The 22263-nt window shown below is 67.2% G+C and carries 17 protein-coding genes and 6 pseudogenes; 11 read left to right on the top strand and 12 right to left on the bottom strand.

The window, feature by feature from the left end; genetic code table 11:
- The 3 genes and pseudogenes from EU555_RS36760 to EU555_RS34285 all read left to right on the top strand — a co-directional run.
- Window positions 1-241, top strand: a pseudogene (locus tag EU555_RS36760) (hypothetical protein); the annotation flags it as partial.
- Window positions 242-423: 182 nt separating this feature from the next.
- Window positions 424-1695: pseudogene (locus EU555_RS34290) on the top strand (recombinase family protein); the annotation flags it as partial.
- Window positions 1696-2191: 496 nt separating this feature from the next.
- A complete protein-coding gene (locus EU555_RS34285) occupies window positions 2192-2872 on the top strand; it encodes a reverse transcriptase domain-containing protein (RefSeq protein WP_425375181.1) in 681 nt (226 codons plus the stop codon).
- 26 nt (window positions 2873-2898) lie between these two features.
- Here EU555_RS34285 and istB read toward each other — a convergent pair whose 3' ends face one another.
- From istB to EU555_RS34255, 6 genes and pseudogenes are all read right to left on the bottom strand, one after another.
- Window positions 2899-3768 (bottom strand): IS21-like element helper ATPase IstB, encoded by an 870-nt coding sequence (istB, locus tag EU555_RS34280; RefSeq protein ID WP_135419784.1) that lies wholly within the window; start codon window positions 3766-3768, stop codon window positions 2899-2901.
- Window positions 3765-4097: pseudogene (locus tag EU555_RS34275) on the bottom strand (Mu transposase domain-containing protein); the annotation flags it as partial. The gene istB and the pseudogene EU555_RS34275, both read right to left, overlap by 4 nt.
- 10 nt (window positions 4098-4107) lie before the next feature.
- Window positions 4108-4638 carry an ISAs1 family transposase gene (locus tag EU555_RS34270; protein ID WP_135419783.1) on the bottom strand — a complete coding sequence of 177 codons (531 nt, stop codon included), beginning with the start codon at window positions 4636-4638 and terminating at the stop codon, window positions 4108-4110.
- Between the two features lie 19 nt (window positions 4639-4657).
- Window positions 4658-5395, bottom strand: coding sequence for an ISAs1 family transposase (locus EU555_RS34265; protein ID WP_135419782.1), 738 nt, complete (start codon window positions 5393-5395; stop codon window positions 4658-4660).
- 63 nt (window positions 5396-5458) lie between these two features.
- Window positions 5459-6409, bottom strand: a pseudogene (gene istA / locus EU555_RS34260) (IS21 family transposase); the annotation flags it as partial.
- 526 nt (window positions 6410-6935) lie between these two features.
- Entirely contained in the window at window positions 6936-8576 is a 1641-nt protein-coding gene (locus EU555_RS34255; protein WP_135419781.1) for a porin, read from the bottom strand.
- 526 nt (window positions 8577-9102) lie between these two features.
- Between EU555_RS34255 and EU555_RS34250 the strand changes: the two are divergent.
- The 3 genes and pseudogenes from EU555_RS34250 to EU555_RS37770 form a co-directional block, all read left to right on the top strand.
- Window positions 9103-9381, top strand: a pseudogene (locus EU555_RS34250) (IS66 family transposase); the annotation flags it as partial.
- Between the two features lie 210 nt (window positions 9382-9591).
- Window positions 9592-9882 (top strand): annotated as a pseudogene (locus EU555_RS37775) (IS66 family transposase); the annotation flags it as partial.
- A 17-nt stretch (window positions 9883-9899) separates the two neighbouring features.
- The gene (locus tag EU555_RS37770) at window positions 9900-10718 is read left to right on the top strand and encodes an IS66 family transposase (RefSeq protein WP_167858755.1); all 819 of its coding nucleotides are present in this window, start codon (window positions 9900-9902) and stop codon (window positions 10716-10718) included.
- Between the two features lie 59 nt (window positions 10719-10777).
- Here EU555_RS37770 and mobF read toward each other — a convergent pair whose 3' ends face one another.
- The 5 genes from mobF to EU555_RS34220 all read right to left on the bottom strand — a co-directional run bounded on the left by mobF (window position 10778) and on the right by EU555_RS34220 (window position 17870).
- The gene (gene mobF / locus EU555_RS34240; protein ID WP_135419779.1) at window positions 10778-13675 is read right to left on the bottom strand and encodes a MobF family relaxase; all 2898 of its coding nucleotides are present in this window, start codon (window positions 13673-13675) and stop codon (window positions 10778-10780) included.
- Window positions 13672-13965: a hypothetical protein gene (locus EU555_RS34235; protein ID WP_135419778.1), complete on the bottom strand. Its 294-nt coding sequence runs from the start codon at window positions 13963-13965 to the stop codon at window positions 13672-13674. The genes mobF and EU555_RS34235 overlap by 4 nt, the downstream gene beginning before the upstream one ends.
- A gap of 632 nt (window positions 13966-14597) precedes the next feature.
- Window positions 14598-15407, bottom strand: a complete 810-nt coding sequence (locus EU555_RS34230; RefSeq protein ID WP_135419777.1) for a P-loop NTPase family protein — start codon at window positions 15405-15407, stop codon at window positions 14598-14600.
- A gap of 3 nt (window positions 15408-15410) precedes the next feature.
- Window positions 15411-15923, bottom strand: coding sequence for a hypothetical protein (locus EU555_RS34225; RefSeq protein WP_135419776.1), 513 nt, complete (start codon window positions 15921-15923; stop codon window positions 15411-15413).
- Window positions 15924-16292: 369 nt separating this feature from the next.
- Window positions 16293-17870, bottom strand: coding sequence for a type IV secretory system conjugative DNA transfer family protein (locus tag EU555_RS34220; RefSeq protein ID WP_245524638.1), 1578 nt, complete (start codon window positions 17868-17870; stop codon window positions 16293-16295).
- Between the two features lie 444 nt (window positions 17871-18314).
- On the opposite strand from EU555_RS34220, the gene EU555_RS34215 reads away from it, so the two are divergent.
- The 3 genes from EU555_RS34215 to EU555_RS34205 all read left to right on the top strand — a co-directional run bounded on the left by EU555_RS34215 (window position 18315) and on the right by EU555_RS34205 (window position 20211).
- A complete protein-coding gene (locus tag EU555_RS34215) occupies window positions 18315-18749 on the top strand; it encodes a hypothetical protein (RefSeq protein ID WP_135419774.1) in 435 nt (144 codons plus the stop codon).
- A gap of 234 nt (window positions 18750-18983) precedes the next feature.
- Entirely contained in the window at window positions 18984-19556 is a 573-nt protein-coding gene (locus EU555_RS34210) for a hypothetical protein (RefSeq protein WP_245524637.1), read from the top strand.
- A 151-nt stretch (window positions 19557-19707) separates the two neighbouring features.
- Window positions 19708-20211 carry a Ros/MucR family transcriptional regulator gene (locus tag EU555_RS34205; protein ID WP_135419773.1) on the top strand — a complete coding sequence of 168 codons (504 nt, stop codon included), beginning with the start codon at window positions 19708-19710 and terminating at the stop codon, window positions 20209-20211.
- 157 nt (window positions 20212-20368) lie between these two features.
- Here the strand turns inward: EU555_RS34205 and EU555_RS34200 are convergent, their stop codons facing one another.
- A complete protein-coding gene (locus EU555_RS34200) occupies window positions 20369-20947 on the bottom strand; it encodes a recombinase family protein (protein ID WP_135419772.1) in 579 nt (192 codons plus the stop codon).
- A gap of 284 nt (window positions 20948-21231) precedes the next feature.
- Here EU555_RS34200 and EU555_RS34195 point away from each other — a divergent pair, with 284 nt between their 5' ends.
- Together EU555_RS34195 and EU555_RS34190 are read left to right on the top strand one after the other, a co-directional pair.
- Window positions 21232-21888: a ParA family protein gene (locus EU555_RS34195; protein ID WP_135419771.1), complete on the top strand. Its 657-nt coding sequence runs from the start codon at window positions 21232-21234 to the stop codon at window positions 21886-21888.
- A complete protein-coding gene (locus EU555_RS34190) occupies window positions 21875-22135 on the top strand; it encodes a ribbon-helix-helix domain-containing protein (RefSeq protein WP_135419770.1) in 261 nt (86 codons plus the stop codon). The genes EU555_RS34195 and EU555_RS34190 overlap by 14 nt, the downstream gene beginning before the upstream one ends.
- The last annotated feature ends 128 nt before the right edge of the window (window positions 22136-22263 follow it).

Raw genomic sequence — 22263 nt, 5'->3', positions numbered from 1 at the left:
GGAAAACGGGGCTGTTCGCTTCGTCATGGCTCCATCCTCTCAGAAGGGGGAGCCTCCGGGAAACCCGGGGCGGTTCACCCACCGGATCGCCGACTCGCGCCTGCTCCGCCTGATCCAGAAGTGGCTCAAGGCGGGCATCCTCGATGACGGAAAGGTCGAAGTGAGTGACAGGGGCACGCCCCAGGGCGCGGTCCTCACCCCTCCCACAATGGTGCCAAACTCCCTTTCGACCTCACGGTGACGATCCTGCGCGAGCGCCTGCGGCCGCGATACGGGGACGGCTTCTTGGGTGCGCCGTTGATGCCGTGTCGGTCGCGCGATCCGGCGCGGCCCGGTCACGGAGGCGCCGATGCCACGGCGCAACATGAGGTCCCGGCCCTTCCTGGTCCGGGTCAGCCATGAACCCGGTCGGCTCGAGCGCCAATGTATGGCCAACGCTTTCGAGCGGTTGCGGCCGATCGTCGAACGCCGGCTCGGAGCCTGGTCCGGGGACAGCCCCATCCAGGGCCGAGCCATGCTCGACGCCGTCGCCGATCCAAGGAGGGAACCAGCATGACCCCCGTGTGCGCCGCCATCTACGCCCGCGTGTCGTCGGACCAGCAGGCCGGCCACGCCACCATCGGGAGCCAGGTCGCAGCCCTGGAGGCCCGCCTCGCCCAGGATGGCACGGATCCGACGCCCGACGGGCGCTTCGTCGACGAAGGCTACAGCGGAGCCACCTTGGTGCGTCCCGCCCTCGAGCGCCTGCGCGACGCCGTAGCGGCCGGTCATCTCGACCGGCTCTACGTCCATTCTCCCGACCGGCTCGCGCGCCGCTACGCCTATCAGGTTCTGCTCGTGGACGAGTTTCGCCGCGCCGGTGTCGAGATTGTGTTCCTCAATCGCTCGATCGGCGTATCGCCGGAGGACGATCTGCTGCTCCAGGTGCAGGGCATGGTGGCCGAGTACGAGCGCGCCAAGATCCTGGAGCGGAGCCGGCGGGGCAAGCGTCATGCGGCCCACCAGGGCGCTGTCAGCGTGTTGTCGGGTGCGCCCTACGGCTACCGCTACATCGGCAAGCACGCGGGCGGCGGGGTGGCCCGCTACGAGGTGGAAGAGGACGAGGCGCGCGTCGTGCAGCAGATGTTCGACTGGGTCGGCCACGAGCGCGCCAGCATCGGCGAGGTGTGCCGCCGGCTGCAGGCCCAGGGCTGTCCGACCCGCAGCGGCAAGCCGTCCTGGGACCGCTCCACCGTGTGGGGCATCCTCAGGAACCCCGCCTATGTCGGCGCGGCCGCCTTCGGCAAGACCCGGGTTGGGCCGCTGCCGGCCCGGCTGCGTCCAGGGCGCAGGGGCGCCGAGCAGCCCCGTCGGGCCTACGGCGTCTACGATGTGGCGCCGGACTCATGGGTCAGCGTGCCGGTCCCGCCTCTGGTCGAGGGGGCGCTGGCCGAGGCGGCGCGCGAGCAGCTGGCCGAGAACCGGCAGCGCAGCCGGCAGCACGCCCGCGGGCAGCGCTACCTGCTGCAAGGGCTCGTCGTGTGCCGGCACTGCGGCTACGCGTACTATGGCAAGGCGGTCAGCCTCGCCTCAGGCAAGGGGAAGACGCGTCGCTACGCCTACTATCGCTGCACCGGCAGCGACGCCTACCGCTTCGGCGGCGAGCGTGCGTGCGCGAACCGGCAGGTGCGCACCGACCGCCTGGACGAGGCCGTGTGGCGCGAGGTCGAACGGGTGCTCGACGATCCGAGCTGGGTCGCGGCCGAATACGAGCGGCGCCTCGTCCAGGCCCGCAACCCCGTCATCGGCGATCTGGCCGGCCTCGAGAGCCAGGTCGCCAAGCTGCGTCGCAGCCTGGACCGGTTGATTGATGGCTACGCGGAGGGCTTGATCGACAAGGCCGAGTTCGAGCCCCGCGCGGCCGGGCTACGGCAGCGGCTACGGGGCTTTGAGGAACAGGCGGATCGGCTGCGGGACGAGGCGGCGCAGTTCGCGGTGCTGTCGCTGATCGTCAGCCGGCTGGAGGACTTCGCCCGGCAGATCCGGGAGCGGATGGCCGTGGTGGATTGGAGCGCGCAGCGGGACCTGATCCGGCTGCTGGTCAAGCGCGTCGAGATCGACAGGGAGGAGGTTCACGTGGTGCTGCGCGTGACACCGTCGCTCACCGGCCCGGGGGCGCCAAACCCAGACGGCGGACCTGTTTGGCACCATTGTGGGAGGAGTGCTCTCCCCGTTGCTCGCCAACGTGTACCTGCACTACGTCTTCGATCTGTGGGCCGACCGCTGGCGACGACGGGAAGCCACGGGCAACGTCGTGGTCGTGCGCTACGCCGACGACATCGTCGTCGGGTTCGAGCACGAGGCCGACGCCGTCCGGTTCCGCGAGGCGCTGACGGCGCGGCTCGCCTCCTTCTCGCTCACGCTCCATCCGGAGAAGACGCGCCTGATCCAGTTCGGCCGCCACGCGGCGGCCGCGCGGGCTCGGTGCGGCCTCGGCAAGCCGGAAACCTTCGCCTTCCTCGGCTTCACCTTTGTGTGCGGCAGGTCACTGAGGGGCAGGTTCCTGCTCCTGCGGCTGACGCGCCGCGACCGCATGGTGGCGAAGCTCAAGGCCGTGAAGGTGGAGTTGCGGCGACAGAGGCACCAGCCGATCCCTGTCCAGGGTGCGTGGCTGGCCCAGATGATGAGCGGCTTCTTCAACTACCACGCGGTGCCGACCAACGCTCGTGCACTCAGCGCGTTCCGCGACAGGGTGGTGGACCTCTGGAGGCGTTCGCTCCGGCGGCGCTCCCAGCGCGACTTCACCACCTGGGAGCGGATGAGGAAGCTCGCCAGCGACTGGTGTCAACGGGCCTGGAAGTCTCCGCGATTGTGGGCTTTCAAAATTCCCTGACCGGCGGGTTCGGCGGTGATCGGTGATCAGCCGGCTGCGTGATCGAGCATCGCCTTTCCGGGAGGTCGGCCGCGGCGCTTCGGGGCGGGCGGCGGGGTGATGAGGGCCTTCGAGCGGACGTGCTCGGGCACGAGGTCGGCGTGCTGACGCAGACGGTAGCTCGCCCCCTCGATCTGGATGACCACGGCATGGTGCAGAAGGCGGTCGAGAAGCGCCGTGGCCACGACCGGATCGCCGAACACCTCGCCCCACTCGGCAAAGCCGCGGTTGGAGGTCAGGATCATCGCGCCCCGCTCGTAGCGGGCGTTGACGAGCTGGAAGAACAGGTTGCCGCCGCCGGGCACGACCGGCAGGTAGCCGATCTCGTCCACGACCAAGAGCGCGGCCCGGCAGAGATAGCGGATGCGCTCGCGCAACGTGCCGTCGCGCTCAGCCTTGGCGAGTGAGGCGATCAGATCGGCCAGCGTCGAGAACACCACGCTGCGCCCGGCCTTGACCGCCTCGACGGCGAGCCCGGTAGCGAGATGGCTCTTGCCGGTGCCGGGCGGGCCGAGCAGATGGACCACCTCGGATCGGTCGATGAAGGTCAGCTCGGCCAGCGCCAGGATGCGCTCCCGGTCGAGGGAGGGCTGGAAGGTGAAGTCGAAGCCCGAGAGCGTCTTGACCGTGGTCAGGCGCGCCACGAGCAGGGCGGTCTTCACGCGACGGCTCTCGCGCAGCGTCAGTTCCTCGGTCAGGATCTCGTCGAGGGCAGAGATGCCATCGATCTCGCCCTGCTCGATGCGCCGGACCGTGGCGTCGAGCACCTCCAGGGCGCGCGGCATCCGCAGGCCGACTAGGCTGCGCTTGATGCTGTCGAGGGTGGTGGCGGCACAGGCTGCGGCGGCGCGGGTCATGAGCGGCCTCCGATCCCGGCGCCGGCGAGCCGCTCGCCGATCGCCTGGTAGACGGCCAGCGAGCGCTGGGCGACGTGATCGCCGCGGCGGCCGACCGTCAGGCTGTCGGAATGGCCGTGGCGCATGGCCCGCGCCGCCGCCCCCTGACGATGGTCGGGATCGACGCGGTACTGGCGCCGCCCCTCCAGGATCGGATGGCTCGCCACGAGGCGGCCGCTGTCGAGGATGCGGATCGTGTCGGGCAGCTGATGCACCTCGACCACGCGCCGGGTCCGATCCGGCACGCTGTAATAGTTGCCGCCGATCGAGACGAGGCCGTCGTGGCTGACGCAGGGCCATTCAAAGAAGTCCCCTCTGAGCGGCTTTGATGGCGCGGAGCCTGTTTTCGGCGAAGGCTTCGCGGATTGCACGGAGCGGTCCGGGGGCGTCTTTCACGAGGTGGAGCATGGCATTGCGCATCGCGGCCAGGGCCTGCGGGCTGGCCCCGGTGCGGATGCGGCTCTCATCCTCGCGAAGGATCACGTCGCGGCGCCAGTGCAGGCGGTTCTCGATCAGCCAGTGGTCGCGCCACAGCGCCAGCAGGGCGTCGGGATCGGCTTGTTCGGGCGTGAGGCTGGTCACCGCGTAGGCGATCTCACGGCTGATCCGGCCCTTCGTCTCGCGGATCCGCTCGATCCGGCAGATCTGGGCGGCCCCTGGCCAGCCGAGATAGGCCACGCACTCGCGGCTGACGCTCAGGCGCCGCGTCTCGATGCGGCCGTGTCCCTTCTCGACCACCGACGCGCTGAAGGTCATGTCGGGAGCGGACTTGGGCACGTCAGCGGACTTGGGCACGTCAGCGGACTTGGGCACGTCAGCGGACTTGGGCACGTCAGCGGGCTTGGGCACGTCAGCGGATGGGCGGACGCCGCCGCTCGTCTTGAGCGCCTTGAGCAGCGCCGGGGGGAAAGGCGTCGCCGAAGGCGAGAGCCAGATCGGCCATCAACTCGGGCTGGTTGGCTTTGACGGCAAACAGATAGTCCCCGTGCTGGTCGCGCAGGCCCTGGCAGATCGCCCGCTGGCAGAACATCGCGTCGCCGGTGACGAGGGCGCCGTGCAGCGGCAGCCCTTTGAGCAGTGTCAGGGCCGCCGTGATCTCGTTGGCGTCGGGTGCCACCTGCAACTGGCCGATCACCCCGCCCAATCTGATGGCGAATGCCGCCACCAGATGCGCGCCGCCGCTGCCGTCGTGGTCCGCGCCAGCCGAGCCGCGCAGCCGTTTGCCATCGAGCGCCACGTGACCCAGGCCCTGATCCGGTTCGGCCGCACCGCGCACCCAGGCCCCCAGCACCGCCTCGGTCGCCGCCACGTCGAGGGCCTTGAAGAAGTAATGGTACGTGGCGTGGCAGGGCGCCCGCTCCAGGCCGAGCAGAAATAGCGCCTCGGGCGGCAGCCGTCGGCCCCACCGGAACACGGCGCGCAGATCGTTGGCCCCCGACAGCATGGCGGCGAGAGACAGGGTCAGGACGGCGGGCAGGCCGTACTGCCGCCCTTTGCGGCCGCGCCGATCCGGGATGGCAGCCAGGTGTTCCCACAGGCTACCAGGACCTACCTCCAGTGCTTCGGACACGCCGACCTCCAGGATCATCACTCCGATCCTGAATGAATCACGCCACGCGGCCCGTCACCCCTCAGACGCCTTCTCTGAATCGCCCTGGTGGCTGACGCGCCGCTCCAGCTTGAGCAAGGCATCGAAGGGCACCGCCGGCAGCGGCTGCAACTCGGGCTTCTCGGCGGCGAAGGCCTCCGAGACGATCCGCTGCGTGGTGCCGTGCAGGCGGATGTTGGCGACGGTGTCGAGCCAAGTCCGCAGCTGGGCGTTCAGGTCGTCGAGGTCGCGGAACGAGCGCGCCAGGAAGAAGTCTTGGCGGATGTAGGAGAATGGCCGTTCGACCTTGCCCTTCGTCTTTGCCCTGTAGGGCCGGCAGGCGCGGGGCAGGAAGCCGTAGTGTTTGGCCAGCGCTAGCAAAGATCGGTTGTAGACGATGTGGCCGCCCGCATCCTCGCCGGTAACCGCCGTCTTCATGCGATCGTAGAGGATCTCTATCGGCACGCCGCCGATCGCGGCGAACGCCTGCATGTGACAGCGCAGCAGGGTCTGCAAATCCTGGTGCAGGACGAAGCGCGCCTCAATGTGCCGGGAATGGCCGAGCACCAGCGAGAACAGCCAGACGATGCAGGCCGTATCCGGTGCGTCCGTGAAGATGACGACGAAGCGCGCGAAGTCGACCTGCGCCTGCTGGCCGGCCGGCGTCTCGAAGCGGACCTCGTAGGGCTTGGCCTCGGCCGGCCGGATCGCAGCCGCAAACCGCTTCACAGCGGTGTAGGCTCCCGTATAGCCGCGCTCACGCAGTTCGCGGGTCAGGCGCACCGCGCTCAGATCGGGGAAGGCCGCGACGCGCTCGCGCAGATAGTCGAGATAGGGTGCGAGCTTGCTTGGACGTCCGGCCTGACGGGGGCCGTAGGCCGGCGGTTCCAGGCCGCGCTCGATGTACTTGCGGACTGTCTTCGGGTCGCGCCCGGTCCGGCGGGCGATGGCGGTGACGGACAGGCCCTGTCGGTGCAGGTCCAGGATCATGAGGAGTTCTCCCAGCAGGACCATCCTCGTCACTCCCGACCGATACGCGTCGGCGGGCATGGTGGCTGAGGATGGATAAGCCCGAGGGTGCGGGGGGCGTCCCGCCTCCGCGGGCCAGGGCACCGACCAGGGAGTTTTCGATGCCCGCAATCAGGGAGTATTCAACGCCCGCTGACAACTGGTTGCCGAGACCACGTATCCTCCATCCATGGCCCAGTGAACGCTTCGCCGTCAAACACCCGAGGTGGGAGCCGAGTGCCCGAATGGGGCCCGCTCGGTTCTGTGCGGGGGGCGCTCAGAAATGAGCGTCCCTACCGCGATCGAGATTTCTCCACCAATCAAATAAAACATCCGATCACGTAAAAAAGGGGTGCAATAGCTGCCTTTCCGTGATATTCCGATCAAACCTTCTGAGTTTCGAGACCCAGAGGACACTTCTAAGCGCGCTCTTCGGAGCGCGCTTTTTTGCTATAGACCAAAAGATGTGATATGAACGCAAAAAGGATCCCGGCGCGCGCACCGGAATCCTTGATCAGATATGATTTCTAGTTTAGAAGTCGCGCTGGACGCGCATGCGCACTTGGAACGAATCCGTGGAATTTACGGTTGGCAGGGTCAAGCCGGCGGCGGTGACAGGCAGGCCGGCGGCGTTCACGCCGACGGCCGCACCGGTGGCCTTGTTGGCATCGACCACGCGGCCGTTCTTGAGACCCTGGCGGGCGTACAGACCCTCGACGCCAATATCGAGGTCCTTCACCGGCGACCAGATCAGGCTCGCGCCGGCGACGAGCTGGTTGGTGTCACGCAGCACGTTGCTGTAGGCGAACAGCGGGGAGGCCGGGTTGGCGATCAGTGCGCTGCCGATCAGAGTTGAGGCGGCGGCGAGATTGTTTCGGCTCGACTTGCCGAAGCTCTGCTCGCCGTAGCTGCCGATGAAGGCCGAGCGCCACTCCGGCGTCCAGTAGTGCAAGTACGAGCCGACCACCGTCCAGCTGGTCGAGAGTTCCATCCTTCCGGTGAACGGATCGATCACTGCGTCCGAGTAGAAGTTGTTGAAGCTGGAGCCGGCCGCGACGTTGCCTGACGGAGCGTAGGCGCCGTTGTAGCGGTTGTAGCCGGTGTACATCGTAGCGCCCTCGCCGTACGAACCCTGCAGGTACAGGGAGTCGCCGGCGGCGATGAAGGGCAGGTTGATCTTCACGCCACCCTGGACGGCCCAGCCGTACTCGGTCGTCGGCCGGGGCGCTGTCGCGCCGGCGGTGGACACGATGCCCGGAAGAGGGACGATGAGATTCGCGTTGCCGGTGTTCAGCTCGTGGACGGCAGCCGACAGCTGGGCCGAGCCCCAAGCCGCGTCGTAGCGCAGCACGCCGACAAAGTCGGGCATGCGCGAGCGCTGCACCACGTCGTAGAACGCCTCGCCGACCGGGACGCCCGCCGCGTTGACGGCGATGACCGGGGTGAAGTTGCCGCTGCCGGCGCCGAACACCTGGTACTGGGCGTTGGCGACCGTCGCCGCGCCGTTACCGAACAGCGGGGTCTTGCGGAAGATTGGGTCTTCGACCGACAGCGTCGCCGAGAAGCCCTGGCCAAACGTGGCGGTGTAGGCGAGCAAGTTGGTGGAGAAGACGTCCGAGCCCAGCGAAGTGCCGATGATCTCGAAGTCGTGGGCGTAGAAGTCGTAGAACGAGGCCGCGCGACCGGCGGTGAGGCCGGCGAACTGGATGAAGGCCTTGTCGACGTTCACGCTCTGTTGAGCACGGTTGAATGTGTCGATGCCCAGCCCCGGGAATGCGCCGGCGATACGGTTCAGGGTGCCCGAGTACAGATAGGCGCCCGTGCGGGAGGCGAGGTCGAACCGGACGAAGGCGCGCAGGGTGCCGTAGGCGGTCTGCGTGCGGGCGTCGAGGTTGAGGCGGCCGAGGCCCTGGTAACCCATCAGGTCACCGCCGTTGTTAGCATTACCGCGGGTATAGGACTGCGTATAGCCGGCCTCGAACCGCGCGCGACCGGAAACGCGCAGGCAGGTGTCGGTACCGGGAATGAAAAAGAAGCCGGCGCCGTAGGCCGAGCAGACACGAACGTATTCGACAGGCGCCGCCTTCTTGATCGGCAGATCGGCAGCCTGCGCCCCTGCGACAACGGTCAGGCCGGCGGCCGAACCAAGCAGAAGGCTCTTCACGGGCTTCATTGTGACCTCCAAAGTTTCGGACCCGGGGTTGAGCGGCTGCGTTCCTTTACCTTTTGAAGGCTTTAAGACGCGTCGTTCTTGGCCCCTGGCCAGATCAGGCTCTTCCCTGCGCGGGATGCCTGCCAAGCCGCATCGGGTTGGCCCCGATGTGTGAGCAAAATGGGCGAGATATGGCCAGCTATCAATATGAAGCGTGTCAAAATCGAGTCGATTAGTTGGATTTACCATTAGATGTTGCTTGCATGCCACGTTTAGCACTAAAAAAAACTATCTAAAGTAAATAATATAAAAAAATATGTAAAAATATTTGTCTGCGGTAATATTCATTTATTATAGATGATCATTACATCAAATTGCATATAGAATATCAAATATTATATAAATATATAAAATTTTAAAATTATTTTGTGCGAATGAAAATTGTAATTGCCCAGGGGGTATAGGGACGGTGCGGTTCAGGTACGGCTTGGGTGTTGGGTCGCCTGCCCCCCTTGCCGGATGGCGGTTTGGCTGATTCCCTCTCGGGATGAGCCACAGTGATCTTGAGCGCCTGAGCAAGGAGGAACTGATCGAGCTGGTGCTGCGCTTGCACCGGCCGGAGAAGACCTCGCGGACATCCTCCAAGCCGCCAGCGAGCGACCGCAAGGAGCGGCGCGAGAAGGCCCGGCCTGGCGGGGCCAAGCCCGGGCACGAAGGGCACAAGCGGGCGCTGACGTCTGATCCGGATCAGGTCGTGGAGCATCGGCCGGCCTCGTGCCCGGCCTGCGGCGAGCCGCTGCCCGCCGCCCTGCCGGCCGAGGTGATCGGCCCGGCCACGAGCGGGTGAAGCGTCGGGAACGGGGTGAGGTCGCAAAGGGCATAGAGGCGTCGCTCGCCGAGATCCCGGATGCGCGGCGCGAACCGGAACCCCCGCGAGCTGCTGCCGTAAAGAGCGGTGGTGGTGAGCGTCGCGGAAAAGGCGGGACGACGATCCCGTCAGGTGAGGTCCGAGGAGACGAGCGAAAGCGAACCGCCGATGAACTGCCGAAAACGTATCGTCGAGCGTATGAGCCGAGAGTTTCACGTACGGTTCTGGGAGCGCGCGGGGGTGAAACTCCCCCGCGCGACTCGCTTGCCGCTGTATCGCCAGGCCGAGATCTACGCGCGCGACGGCGTCGATCTGGCGACCTCGACGCTCTCGGGCTGGCTCGGCGCGACCGCGGCCACGCTGCAGCCACTGACCGACCTTCTACGCCGGGAGGTGATTACTGGCTCGGACGTCCTGCACGGCGACGACACGCCGATCCTGGTGCTGGCGCCCGGCACGGGCACCGCGAGCGACAGGTGCGCTCGAAGCCGCTGGCCGAGGCGCTCAAGGTCTGGGCCGAGACGAGCCTGGCTCAGGTGCCGGGCCGGTCCGAACTGGCCAAGGCGTTGCGCTACATGCTGGCGCGCTGGCCGGCGCTCATGCGCGCCTTCGACGACGGGCGGCTCGCCCTCGACAACAACGCGGCCGAGCGGGCTCTGCGCAGCGTGGCGGTCAGGCGCAAGAACTACCTGTTTGCCGGATCCGCCTTGGGCGCTGAGCGCGCGGCAGCGTTCTACACCGATACGCACGAGATCACTTCAGAGTGTACCCGTAGCCTTGAGATAAAACATATCATTTTATACAATCTTCGCAATATATATTATATAATATCGCTCACTATCGTATTGAGCAGGTGGTCTTTTGTGAGATCTGTCATGTCAAAGCAGATTAATTCAAAACAAAATGAACTCAATCGTCTCAAAGAATTTGCCGCTGCAGGCGTATCACATTTCATGCGCACACAATTTGATAACCTAAATAATAATCCTCCAGAATATCAAGTTGCCGCAAACCATGATTCTGACCAAAGTCAAGCGGACAGCAATATGTACAATGCATTTAGGCAACGAACCGTTCAACTAAATATCGACCGCATTGACCGCATTGACGTAGAAGAGAGAAATATTCGCTTTCGCCTCGCAGTGGAACAGAGCACTTTTGGGCGCAATCACGCTGCCGAACTTGCTCGACTTTTACAGAATCACAATAGCGTATTCAACGAAATGCTCAATTCTGAATGGCGGTCTCAATACGAAAAGCAGCGCACAAACATAAATAATGCTATCATAGTATAGATGAATCACCAATCAATCTATAAGTATTATATAATCCGATCAAAAATGGATCGCTCGGGCTAACGCTCGGGCGAGACATCCCTAGCTCGGGCCTCACGGGCGAATGCAGGATTTGTGGGTGCCCGCTCCAATCCCGGCTGTACTCTCTGAGGATGGTGCCGCCAAGCCATAAGCCGGGGGAACAGCTCTCCGCGCCACGGCATCAGGTCGATCCGGCGCAAGGCGTGCGCCAGCGCCTTCGCCGACGCGATGGCTCGCCCGATCCCGAGCCCGATCTCCGGCTCTTGCAGGTTCACCACCCCACTTCGCACGAACGCGAGGCGGTCGGCCACGTAGTCGGACACGTTCGCCTTCTCCCGGTAGCGTCCAGCCTCCGCGAACAGCCGCTCAAGCAGCATCGACTCCGTTGGGGCGAGCCGCGCATCCGCCTGTCGCTGTCGGCACAGCGCGTCGAGGCGATCCCGCTCCACCACCACCTGGGCCTCTTGCCGATGGCGTGTCAGACCTACGTACGTCTCACGTGCGTCGGCGGAGCTGCCCACGTACAGGACCGCCGCGGCGCTGGTCCGACCTTGGGCCGCGTGCGCCGTGCCAGCCAGCGCGGGCGTGATCCGCGGGGGCCGGCGCGAACCGAACTGTGGCGCGCGGGCCAGCTGTTCCCAAACCTCCTCCAGGATCCGCCCGTCCTCCAGTTTCAGGCGCAGCCGCACCTGACCGTCGGCCGCCACCATCACCCCCCGCACCTCTGCCCGGTTGCCATTGCGCACCCCGAGCTCAGGCAGCGTATCGCCGAACCGCAACCGGTCGCCCACCGCCAGCGGCAGCACCACCCGCCGGTCCTCACGGTCGAGCGCGCTCACCTCGACCAGATCGGGCCCGAGCCGCCCCTCGGCCCGCAGCACCTCCCGCGCAAGTCGGTTCAGTGCCGCGGCATCACGGTTGCGCCGGGTCACGATCAGCACGTCCTCGCCGTGCCGCGCGCGCATCTCGCGCCACAGCGCGATCACCCGCACTTGCGCCGCCTCAGCTCCAGAGACCAGCTCGACGCAGCCTCGTCCCGCGTAGGCGCGTAGTCCCGCTTCGGTCTCACCCTGCGCCATCAGCTCCGAGGCGGCCCGCTGCCAAGGCACCTGCTGGCGGCGCACCTGACCCAGCACGGCCTGACGGCCGCATACCTCCGCCACCGCCCGCAGCGCGCTCGCGCCCGCCACCGAGGCGAGCTGGCGGCGATCGCCCATCAGCACCACCTTCGCGCCCGCGGCGCGCGCCGCGCTCAACACGGCCTCGAGGTCGCGCGTGCCGACCATGCCGGCCTCATCGATCAGAACCAGGCTGTCGGCTCCGAGGGCGGCGTCACGGCTCGTCGAGGCAGCTGGGCCGCAGGCCTGATCGTGGCGCCAGCGCGCGATAGCTGTCGCGGGAATACCGGTGCTGCGCGAAATCTCATCGGCCGCCACCCAGGACGGCGCCAGCCCGACCACCCGCAGTCCGGCGATCCGGGCCGCCTCCACCAGGGTACGAGCCGTGGTGGTCTTACCGGTGCCGGCGCCCGCTTCGATCAGCGACACCCCGTCCGCACCAGCCGCCAGGCGCACCGCCTCGGCCTGCTCGGGCGCGAGCTGGGACGCTTGTTCGAGCGCAGCGGTCACAGACTCAGAGCTGATCCACACTCGCTCCCGCGGTCGCTCGGCAGCGCGCAACAGGGCCGCCTCGCAGGCTGCGATCCCCGGCGTGGTCCAGCACGCTCCCTGGCTCGGCTCGAGCGTGGCGGAGGACAGGCGCACCAGAGTGCCCTTGTGCTCGAGTCGCGCGAGTTCGGCCTCGACGGCCCCGATCCCGAGCCCGTGCAGGCTCGCCTCTTCGAGGCTCACCTGCAGCAGCGCCGCCCGGGTGATCACGTTCTCATGCCGCAGCAGCCTCGAAGCTGCTCGAGCGACCGGTGTAAGGCCGGGGATCTCGGGCGGATCGAACCCGAGATCGTGCTCCGGCTCGATCTGCGGCGCGAACTCGGGATCCCGGGCTGCCTCGAGGGCCCCTTTCCAGGGATCCGCGCCAAGTTCCGCCAGCTCGCGTTGCCAGCGCACCTCGAGCTCGACACCGCTCGGCAGTTGATCCTTAGTCCGCCGCGTGGCCAGGGCCGCGACTTCGCGCTGAGCGCTCGTCGCCTTGGAGCCGACCCGCTCACGGATCTGGGCGGAGCGCTTCGAGAACGTCTCCAGCACCCTCTCGTCGACCCCCGCCACCTCCCACTGCCCGTCCCCGGCCGGGCGGAAGCGCCAGCCGAACTGGGCGTGCAGTTGCTCGGCCAGCGCCGCCCGGTAGGCGGCGCCCACGCCACGCTGCTGCTCGAATAGCCGGGCGGGGTCGGTCGTGAGATGACGCAACGACTTGTAGCGACCGCTGCTCTCGCCGGGATTGCCGGCGACATTCAACAACACGCAGTGCGTGTGTAGATTAGGATCGCCCTCGCGAGTGGTGTAGTGGTCGAAGGTCGCCGCGATCAGATCGGAGGGACGGCGATGCTCGCGTCCACCGGCGCCGGTGCGCACTTCGATCAGACCCTCGCGCTCGACGAACCGCAGGGCTGCATCGACCGCTGCCCGGTGCGCCTGCTCGATCAAGGCGCGCTGATCGGCATCTCCCGCCGCCCAGAGCACGCTCACGGACTTCCCAAGAGTCATCGTGCAATCAGTGCCAGCATGGTGACCAGCACCGGCGCCGCGCACCAGAGGGCGGCCGGTGCCCGGATCGAGACCGGCGCAGAGGTCGCGGAACGAGGCGCCGATAATGGTCGCGCCGTGGCGCACCACGCTCCCGCCGCTCGACCACCAGACCCCGTTGCCCTCGGCCTGGTAGTAGGCTTCGCGCCGGTCCGGCCGGGCCTCGTCCTGGGCCTGGGTCAGATAATAGGCCGATGCTTCGGGCCCGGGCCGCAGACGCTGCAACGAGGCGGTCACGGAGTCCCGGCCGTGTCGCGGTCGGGCCGGTAGCGGCACAGGGCGCCGGGTTCGACGGCCTCGGCCGCTGCCTCGATCTCGCCGACGGTCTGGGCGAGCTGCAGCAGGGCGGCGTCGACCTGCTCCATACGCTCGAGCAGCACGCGGTGGCGCAGGGCGACCTCGAGGTGCTGGGCGAGGCAGTCGAGGGCCAGACTCTCGGGCGTCCAGCCGCGCTGAGCGGCCGCCTGCCGGAGCGAGGCGGCGAGAGCGGCCGGGAGGGTGAGCGAGAGGGTCACGTCGGTTGTCATGCGGCGGCGGATCCGGCACGAGGAGCGCAGCTAGTCCTGGCATGGGCGCAGGAGCCTCGGCGAGGCGGATCAGGGTCCGCAGCCACCCAACCGGCACCTGCGCCGCGGCGTAGCCCACGCCCGGTTGCCAGGCCCGCAGCTCCGCCATGCCGTTGGCTTGGCCCATCAGGGCGTAGGCCCGTCCCGCCACCAGCCGGTCACCGACCGACTGTCCGTCCGGCATGACCCAACTCGCGGGCGCGTCCCGGTCACCCTGGATCTCGACCCAGGACTCGGGCGTGCGCCGCCAGGCCACCACGAGCGCACTCAGAACGCAGACGGCCAGGAGCGCGTCGCGGGTGAGCCGTCCGGCCTGGAACGGCAGGCGCCCGCGCCAGACCGCCCAGGCGCTCGCGTGGCCCGCCACCGGCCGAGCGGCAGGACCGGTCTTGCCGGTCGGGAGCCGCACGGAGCGCAGGAGCTCGAGCCGGTGCTCGGGCAAGAGCTGCGGCGCACCGTCCTCCAGCGCGGCGAAGCGCTCGCTCGTCGGACGCTGCATGAGCTCATCGAGCGCGGCCCGGCTCTCCCGGTCGGCCCTCACCGCAGCCTCGCGCGCGGCGCGGCCGGCGCCCGCGAGGCGGGCGCGGATGTCCTCAGGCGTTGTTGCCATGCCGGGCGCCTCCCTTGCGCGTTCCGACCGCGGCAGGGCCGGCGGCGTCTTCCCCGACCAACCACAGAGCCGCGGGCTCGACCGCCTCCATCACCGCGAGCCGGAACGCGGTGAGATCGCGCAGGATGCGCCCGGCCTGCGCCGGTGAGGTCTGCTTGACCAGGCCCGCCCGATCGAGCTGCCCGATCCCGCGCAGCTGGCCGGCGGTCAGGATCTCGCGCGTCACGTCCTCGAATTCGAAGCCGCGCAGGTGGGTCACCGTCGCGTCGCCCACCACCTGCTTCAGGATCATCGGATCGACCGCGCCGCGCACGCCGTTGGCCACGACGAAGCGGGCACCGGCCCACTCGCGGGAGCCCTGGAGCAGCTTGCCCGCATCAGCCAGCGCGGCCGCCTCGGCCGCGACCACCACCACGAGCCCGAGCTCGATCCCGTCCTGCTTGAGCGTTGGGGCCTCCTCCTTGAGGATGCCGACGAGGCTCGCCGCAGTGTTGGCGCCGATGTCGACGAGGCTCGGGGTGGTCGCCGTGTAGATCGCGTTGATCACCCGGTCGAACTCCGCCCTCGCCGCCTTGCCGCCGCTGGCCTCGATCGCCTCGCGCGTGGCGCGCATCGCGAAGTGCTGCACGCGGCCGGGCTCGTTGGGACCGCGCGCGGTCGCGAACTCGGTCAGGCGCGGCACCGCCTCGATCTCGAGGATCGCGGCGTCCGGCACCGCCTCGGCCAGGCCGCGGGTGACGGTCGATTTGCCGACGCCGCCGGTTTCCTGGGCGACGAGGAGGAGGCGGGGCATGGGTCAGTCCTTCTTGAACAGGGTGGCGTGCTTCTCAGCCTGCAGCCGGCGGATCTCGGTCTCGCTGAGCGGCGCGTCCTCACCGGCCGGAGCCTGCGCTGCACGCTCACGGCGCAGCTCCGGCGCGAGCCGGAAGGACGCGGGCGTGGACCGAGCCGGCTCCTCAGGGCGCGGCTTGGGCTCCGGCCGGTCGGGGCGAGCCGCGCGCGCTGCCACCCTGGCGGCCCGCGCCGCGGCCTGCCGGCGTAGGCTGGAAATAATCCCGGTCAGGTTGCGCCCGGTAATCGGCTGGCCTTGCGCGGTGGTGAACCCCTGAGCGGTCAGCCCGGCGGCGATCGCATCCCAGGTCAGCCCACCGGCCTGGAGGGCAAGGAGCGCATCGAGATTGGCGCGCACCGCGTCCATCAGGCCGGTGGCGGGCCGGCCACCGGGGGTGAGGGCTTCCCGACGTCCGCCAGGGACGGCATCGGCATCACGAGCGAGGCGGCGCAGGTCGAGGCGGGGGCGTTGGGCCATAGCCTGGCCTAGCCGATCGGTGCTTGCCACTCCGTGCCCCCGATCGCTCGAAGGCACGGCAGGGCGGTAAGCCGCCGTTAGGCTACGGCAGGAGGCGGCTGCGTACGGTCGAGGACGGCAGCATCACGGTAGCGTGTACGGCAGGCAGAGAGGGATCACACCACACGCACTGAAGCTGCCGACCCGTTAACCCTCGACCCGCGTGGGTCCGCGCTGAGCACGAGGCTCAGAGCAATCTCGATTGGATCCCGCGGGCACCCCGAGAGCGCAACGGCGGCGAAGCCGTGACCTCGTCCGATCCAGCATAGCTGGACCGCCTTCCCGTCTCCCGACCTGTGTCAGAGGACGGGCGACAGGCATGGTCGACGCTCAGCGGGCGCGACCGACGGGCGGCACCGGCGCGATCAGCTTGCGGAACCGCGGGTCGGTGTGCGCTACCGTCTTCTTCAGGCGCAGTGGGTGGCGCGCGTGGCCGCCGCTGTTGGGAAACACCAGGAGCTCGTCGCCCGGCATCGCGATCAGCGCCTCCTTGCTCATCAGCCGCGCGCCCTGCGAGGATCGCGCTGTGGAGGGACTGCCCTTGGCGTCACCGCTCGGCGCCGAGTGGGTCTCGACGAAGGCGGTGTAGTCGCCGATCGCCCGCGACCAGCGCTCGCTCTCGTCCGGATCGACCGCCGGCACATCGAAGACGGTCACGATCTCGGCGGTGTTGAGCAGCACGTCCGCGCCCGCCTCACCGTAGAGGCCGACGAGTTGGGCGCGATCCTGCCACATCGTCCAGAGGCTGGCCCCGTAGCCCGGCAGCTCGCCGGCCGCGGTCAGCAGCGCGTCGAAGCGGCCGAGCACGGCGGCCTCGTCGACGAAGACCACCAGCCGCTCGGCAGGGCGGTGCCGGCGCACCGAGGTGAACAGGTCGGACAACAGCCAGCGCAGGAGGGGGGCGAGCACGGTCTTGTACTCGGTCGGCACCGCCACGAAGAGGTCGACGCTGCCGGTGGAGAGCTCGGACAGTGCGAAGGTCGAGGCGCCGACGAGGTCGCGCAGGCGCCGGTCTGCGAGCCACTGGAAGGCCTGCAGGGCGGTGGACTTGATCGGGTCCTTGGTCTTGGGATCGGATTGTAGGATCTCGAGCGCGGCATAAGCCGCCGGCTCGGGCCAGTGGTTCACATACTGCGTGAGGAGGCCGAACAGGCGGGAATCATCGGTGATGAGTTCCTGAACGAGCACGACCGAGCGGCCTTCGGGCATGCGCAATACCACCAGCATGGCGCCGACGATGAGATCGACGGCGCGGTTGCGGAAGTAGGCCGAGGCTTCGCTGTCTCCGGTGGCCTCGGGCAGGAGCGCAAGCGCAGTGCTCTGGAGGTAGAGCACATCATTCGGATCGCGGCCCTGCAGCGGGTTCCAGCGATCGGTGCCGCCGGCGAGGCCGAGAGGATCGAGGCAGACGACGCGCCGGCCGAGCGCCCGCCGCCGGGCGACGACAGCGCGGTAGACCTCACCCTTGGGGTCGAGGACGACGGCCGGCCCGCTCCACCCTTGCGGTTCGGGAAAGGCGAGGTTGGGGATGAGAAGACCGGAGGTCTTGCCCTTGCGCGGGGGTGCGATGGTGACGAGGGTGCCCTGGACGGCAACCCGCACGGCCCGGCCGGTCTCGGGGTCGCGGCCGAGCTCGAGACCCTCGCGCAGGCGCGTGCGCTCGGTCGCGGTCGCGAAGCGTGCCGAGCCGAACAGATCGGAGGAGTCGCGCTTCGGCTCGGGCTTGGTGCGCCGCAGGAGCTCGGTCCCGAACAGAGCGAGGAGGGGCGCGAGAGCGAGAAGCGGCCCTAACGACCAGCCTCCGTTGGCGAATTCCGGCGCCCGGCCGATCAGGATGCGGTAGGGCAACGCAAGAGCGTCGGCGACCTGCCAGGACAGCAACGTGGCAAACCATGCCCCGGGGCGCATGACCTCAGCGGGCCAGAGGGACGGATCCAATCCGTGCTGGATCAACCCGGCGATGGGATAGAGAAGAACGAGCGTGGCGACGAAACCAAAGACCAAGCGCATATTTTGCATCGCCCAACGATAAATCGACGTGTCACACGTCCGTGCCATGCGCGCTCTGACGCAAGTATTTGATCAATTACTATGGAAGCCATGTTGAAAAATCGAATGGCGATCCCATAAAATTTGATCAATGAAACTGACGGTTTTGCATAAACAAACACAGATAATGAATAAATATATTTTATGTTATTTTCGATAGGTTCAATCAAATATCTTGTGAACTGCCGTGGAAGCGCTTGAGAAGGCCCAGCGCAGACAGGCACCAGGAAGGCAGCTAAAGCTTAACCATGGAGCGTGATAGGCTGCGTTCGGCACGTTGGTCCGCCGGGCCGAGGAGCAGAGATGCCGATCCGGCGCGAGCACCGCTTCTTCTACCCCATCGACTGGCCCCAGCTCTCCGACGCGATCCGCTTTCGCCGGGCGCAGGGCCGATGCGAGGAATGCGCTCGCCCGCACCTGCAGCGCATCTTCCACCTCGGGGATGGGCGGTGGTGGGACGCCGAAACCCGGGGATGGCGTGACGGTCAAGGTCGCCGGCTTCGGCAGCGACTGCGCGACGAGGACCTGCTCATGCGAGTCCGTGTCACCAAGGTGGTGCTCGCGGCAGCCCACCGCGACCACGACACCGCCAACAACGAGGACGCCAACCTGGCGGCGTTCTGCCAGCGCTGCCACATGCTGCACGACCGCGACGAGCATCAGCGCCGCCGCTGGCGGACCCTGTTCCGGCGTAAGGCCATGGGTGACCTGTTCCAGGGGCCGTATCCGGCGGCTTGAGCCAACCCGCTCAACGAAGAAGGCCCCGCCGCCGGTCGCTACCGGCTGATCGAGGCCATCTCCCGCGTCGTGATGCTCTGTCGTTCAGGTCATTGCCTGGCTGTCTCGGGTTCTGCCTCCCAGCCCCAAGATCATGAGGGCAGAATATCGGACATTCTTGAACCGTAGGCTAAGAACCGCAGTGAATGGCAGCGTAAGAGGTGTTGCTGAACCCTTGCCACCGAGCGGTGTTGCATGGATGAATGCGCGGTTGATTGGCAGAAGGCGTCCGTTACGTGGACATGGCTTGGCTATTCAGATCCGACAGGCCAATGGTGCGCTCTGGCTGAGTTGGAGAAGCAGTTGCGGGACACCTCAGAGGACAAGCGTCGGCTCGCCGACGCACTGCGAGCCGGCTCCATCGCCGAGCGCGACCGCTTGGCAGCGTTCGTCCTCGACGAGGCGGCAGCGTTCGCGGCTAACCCGTTCCCATCAACGACGGCCGGCGCCGCTCGCCAGCGCTGGGGCCTGCGCGAGATCGAGTTCGAGGCGATGCAGATCGCGTCAGCGGGGTTGTCGTGCCTCATGACGGCCCTGGCACGTCTGCCGGCCAGTGAGCCACTGCGGCAAGAGATCCTGCGGACACCAACCCACGTCCTTTACCTGCTCCACCATGGCGAGAGCGGCAGGATTATCGGCGCCGTACTGCACGGGAAACCGCGTGAGCCGCTTCCGCTGTTCGTCAGGCCCAAGGCTGTCTCTCGACGGCCGCGGCGGCGACGCACGAACCCAGATCAGCTCGACCTGTTCAAAATCGACACCGCCTAACGCAGCAACATCGTAAGCCGAACGGCGTCAGCTTGCGCGACATCCACTCACAATCAAAAACTGAGATGTCGTCTCGTAATATGCCTTGACCTATCCGGCCGAGCACCAGCTATCTTGAGGCCGCAGAAAAATGATGGTTGGGGCCTCGCACATGGATGATCTGACACAGCAAGATGCCGATTTTATCGGTCTCGCCGCCGACATCGTCGGCGCCTACGTCACAAAGAACAACGTTCCGGCATCCGAGCTGCCGAACTTCATAGCGGCAACTCATGCGGCTCTGGTGAAGCTGACCGCACCGCCGGTGCCCGCCGCAGAGAAGCCCACACCTCCTGTTCCGATCCGCAAGACGGTGACTCCGGACCACATCATCAGCCTTGAGGACGGCAAGCCCTATAAGTCGCTCAAGCGCCATCTGACGACGCGCGGCCTGACCCCCGACCAGTACCGTCAGAAGTGGGGCCTGCCGCACGACTACCCGATGGTCGCGGCGAGCTACGCGGCCCAGCGCTCCGAGCTCGCCAAGAGCCTTGGCCTTGGCCAGATCCGGCGCGATCAGGCCGCAGCCCGTAAGGCAGAGGCGCAAGCCGAACCGATGGCTGCGCCGGCCCGCCGCGGCCGGCCGAAGAAGGCTGATGCCGCCGCCGCGGAGTGACGTAAACTCGGAGAACTCATGATGGCGGTAGCAGGGGACCTGCACGGTCCCCTGCCAAGCCGAACCTCGAGCCTGACCTGGCAGATATCGCGCGCGAGGACGTAATCCCCATCTCGGCGCGCTCGGGTGCGTCAGCGCCTGAGGGATGTCTGTGCCGTCAGGCTTCGATGCTCGGTGCCGATGCCTTGATCGAGCCGAGCAGGCGGTAGACGCTGGCCCGGCCGATCCCGAGCTGCCGGGCAATGGCTGAGGGACCCACCCCCTCCCCTGCCAGGCGCCGGACCTCGTCGGCGGCGATGCGGGTTTTGCCGCCCTTGTAGACGCCGGCGGCTTTGGCCTTGGCGATCCCCTCCATCTGGCGCTCACGTCGGAGGTTGGTCTCGAACTCGGCGAAGACGCCGAGCATATCGAGGAAGGCCTTGCCGGCGGCCGTGCTCGTGTTGATGGGCTGCTCGGTCGCCATCAGCCCCGCGCCCTTGGTCTTCAGCTCCCGCACGATGTCCTGGAGATCGCCGAGGGATCGCGCCAGGCGGTCGATGCGGGTGACGACGAGCGTGTCGCCCTCGCCTATGAAGGCGAGCACCGTGCGCAGCTCGTCACGGCCGGCGACCGTGGACCCGCTCATCTTCTCCGATCGGATCACCCCGCAGCCGGCCGCCTTGAGCGCGGCGAGTTGCACGGTGAGGTCCTGGTCGGTGGTGCTGACGCGCGCGTAGCCGATGCGGGTGCCGGGCATGGTTTTGTCTCATCAGGGTCTAGAAGCGCGACCTTACGTGTCTCATTGCCGCTTGCGCAACCCTGTTGAGACGGGACGGGCTGTCTCACAGCATCGTCTTGCCAGGGTGTACCCGGTGAACACGGAGCGCGGTGTTCGGGGAACCGGATCCGGGGCGCGGACCGTGGTTGCCTTGTTGATCGGTTGAGGAGTTGACTGCTCATCCCGTTAACGTGTTATCAGGTTTGCCGGTCCACAGTTCAAGCCGTCCACCCCTCAAGCTGTCAAAGGAATGACCCGTTGCCATGTTGACGATTTCCGTGATCGGGCAGAAGGGAGGGGACGGCAAGAGCACGCTCGCCGCCCACCTGAGCGCCCAGGCCTCGGCGGCCGGCCTCCTCACGGCCTGCATCGACGCCGATCCGCAGAAGACCCTTCACGCTTGGTTCGAGCGCCGCGAGGCCGAGGCGCCGCAGGTCACCCGCGAGACCGATGCCGACGAGCTGCGCAAGCTCGCACGTCGCGCTGCGGCCGGCGGCTGCGACGTGCTCCTGATCGATACCTCCGGGCGCGCAGAGGCGACCATGCGCGAGGCGGCCGACCTCGGCGACATCATCCTGACGCCGGTGACTGCCGACCGGTTCAGCGTCGAGACGCTGCCGGTCGTCCAGAAGGTCGTGCGCTTCGTCGGCAAGGACAAGCGCGCATGGCTCGTGCCGAACAAGCTGAAACCCCTCGGGCGCGACGTGGTCGGCCGCGAGGAGCGAGAGCTGCGCGAGGGGCTGGCGTCCCAGGGCTGGCAGGTGGCGCCGATCTCGCTGCACCGGCTCGACGATTACACCAAGGCGACCAACGACGGCCGGGTCGCGCAGGAAATGGCGCCCGAGGGTCGGGCCGCCGACGAGGTCCGCGCGCTGTGGGCCTGGGTTCATCAGGAGGCGCGCGCGCATGTCCAAGCCTAAGGCTGCCCCCCTCTTTGGTCCTGCGCCCACGCCCGAACCCGTTGAGGCGTCAACTCCTCAACAGGTCGAGACGTCAACCCGTCCAGCATACCGAGAGGGAAAGAAGGCGTTCTCGACTTGGTTGAACGAGAAGGCGATCCGCCAGCTCAAGGCGATGGCCGCCGAGGAGGGCGTGACCGTTCAGGATCTCATGGTCGAGATGCTGAACCGCGAGTTCGCGCGCAAGGGCAAGCCCGAGATCGCGTAACCCTCAAGAGGTCAACTGGGCAACCTGGTAACCAGTGGACCGGATGATGATTGAACCGCCCCGGGTTTCCCGGAGGCTCCCCCTTCTGAGAGGATGGAGCCATGACGAAGCGAACAGCCCCGTTTTCC

Origin of the sequence: Methylobacterium nonmethylotrophicum (assembly GCF_004745635.1) — a bacterium.
GTDB lineage: Bacteria > Pseudomonadota > Alphaproteobacteria > Rhizobiales > Beijerinckiaceae > Methylobacterium > Methylobacterium nonmethylotrophicum.
The sequence above is the reverse complement of the archived record's forward strand: the minus strand, read 5'-3'. Positions and strand labels throughout refer to the sequence as shown.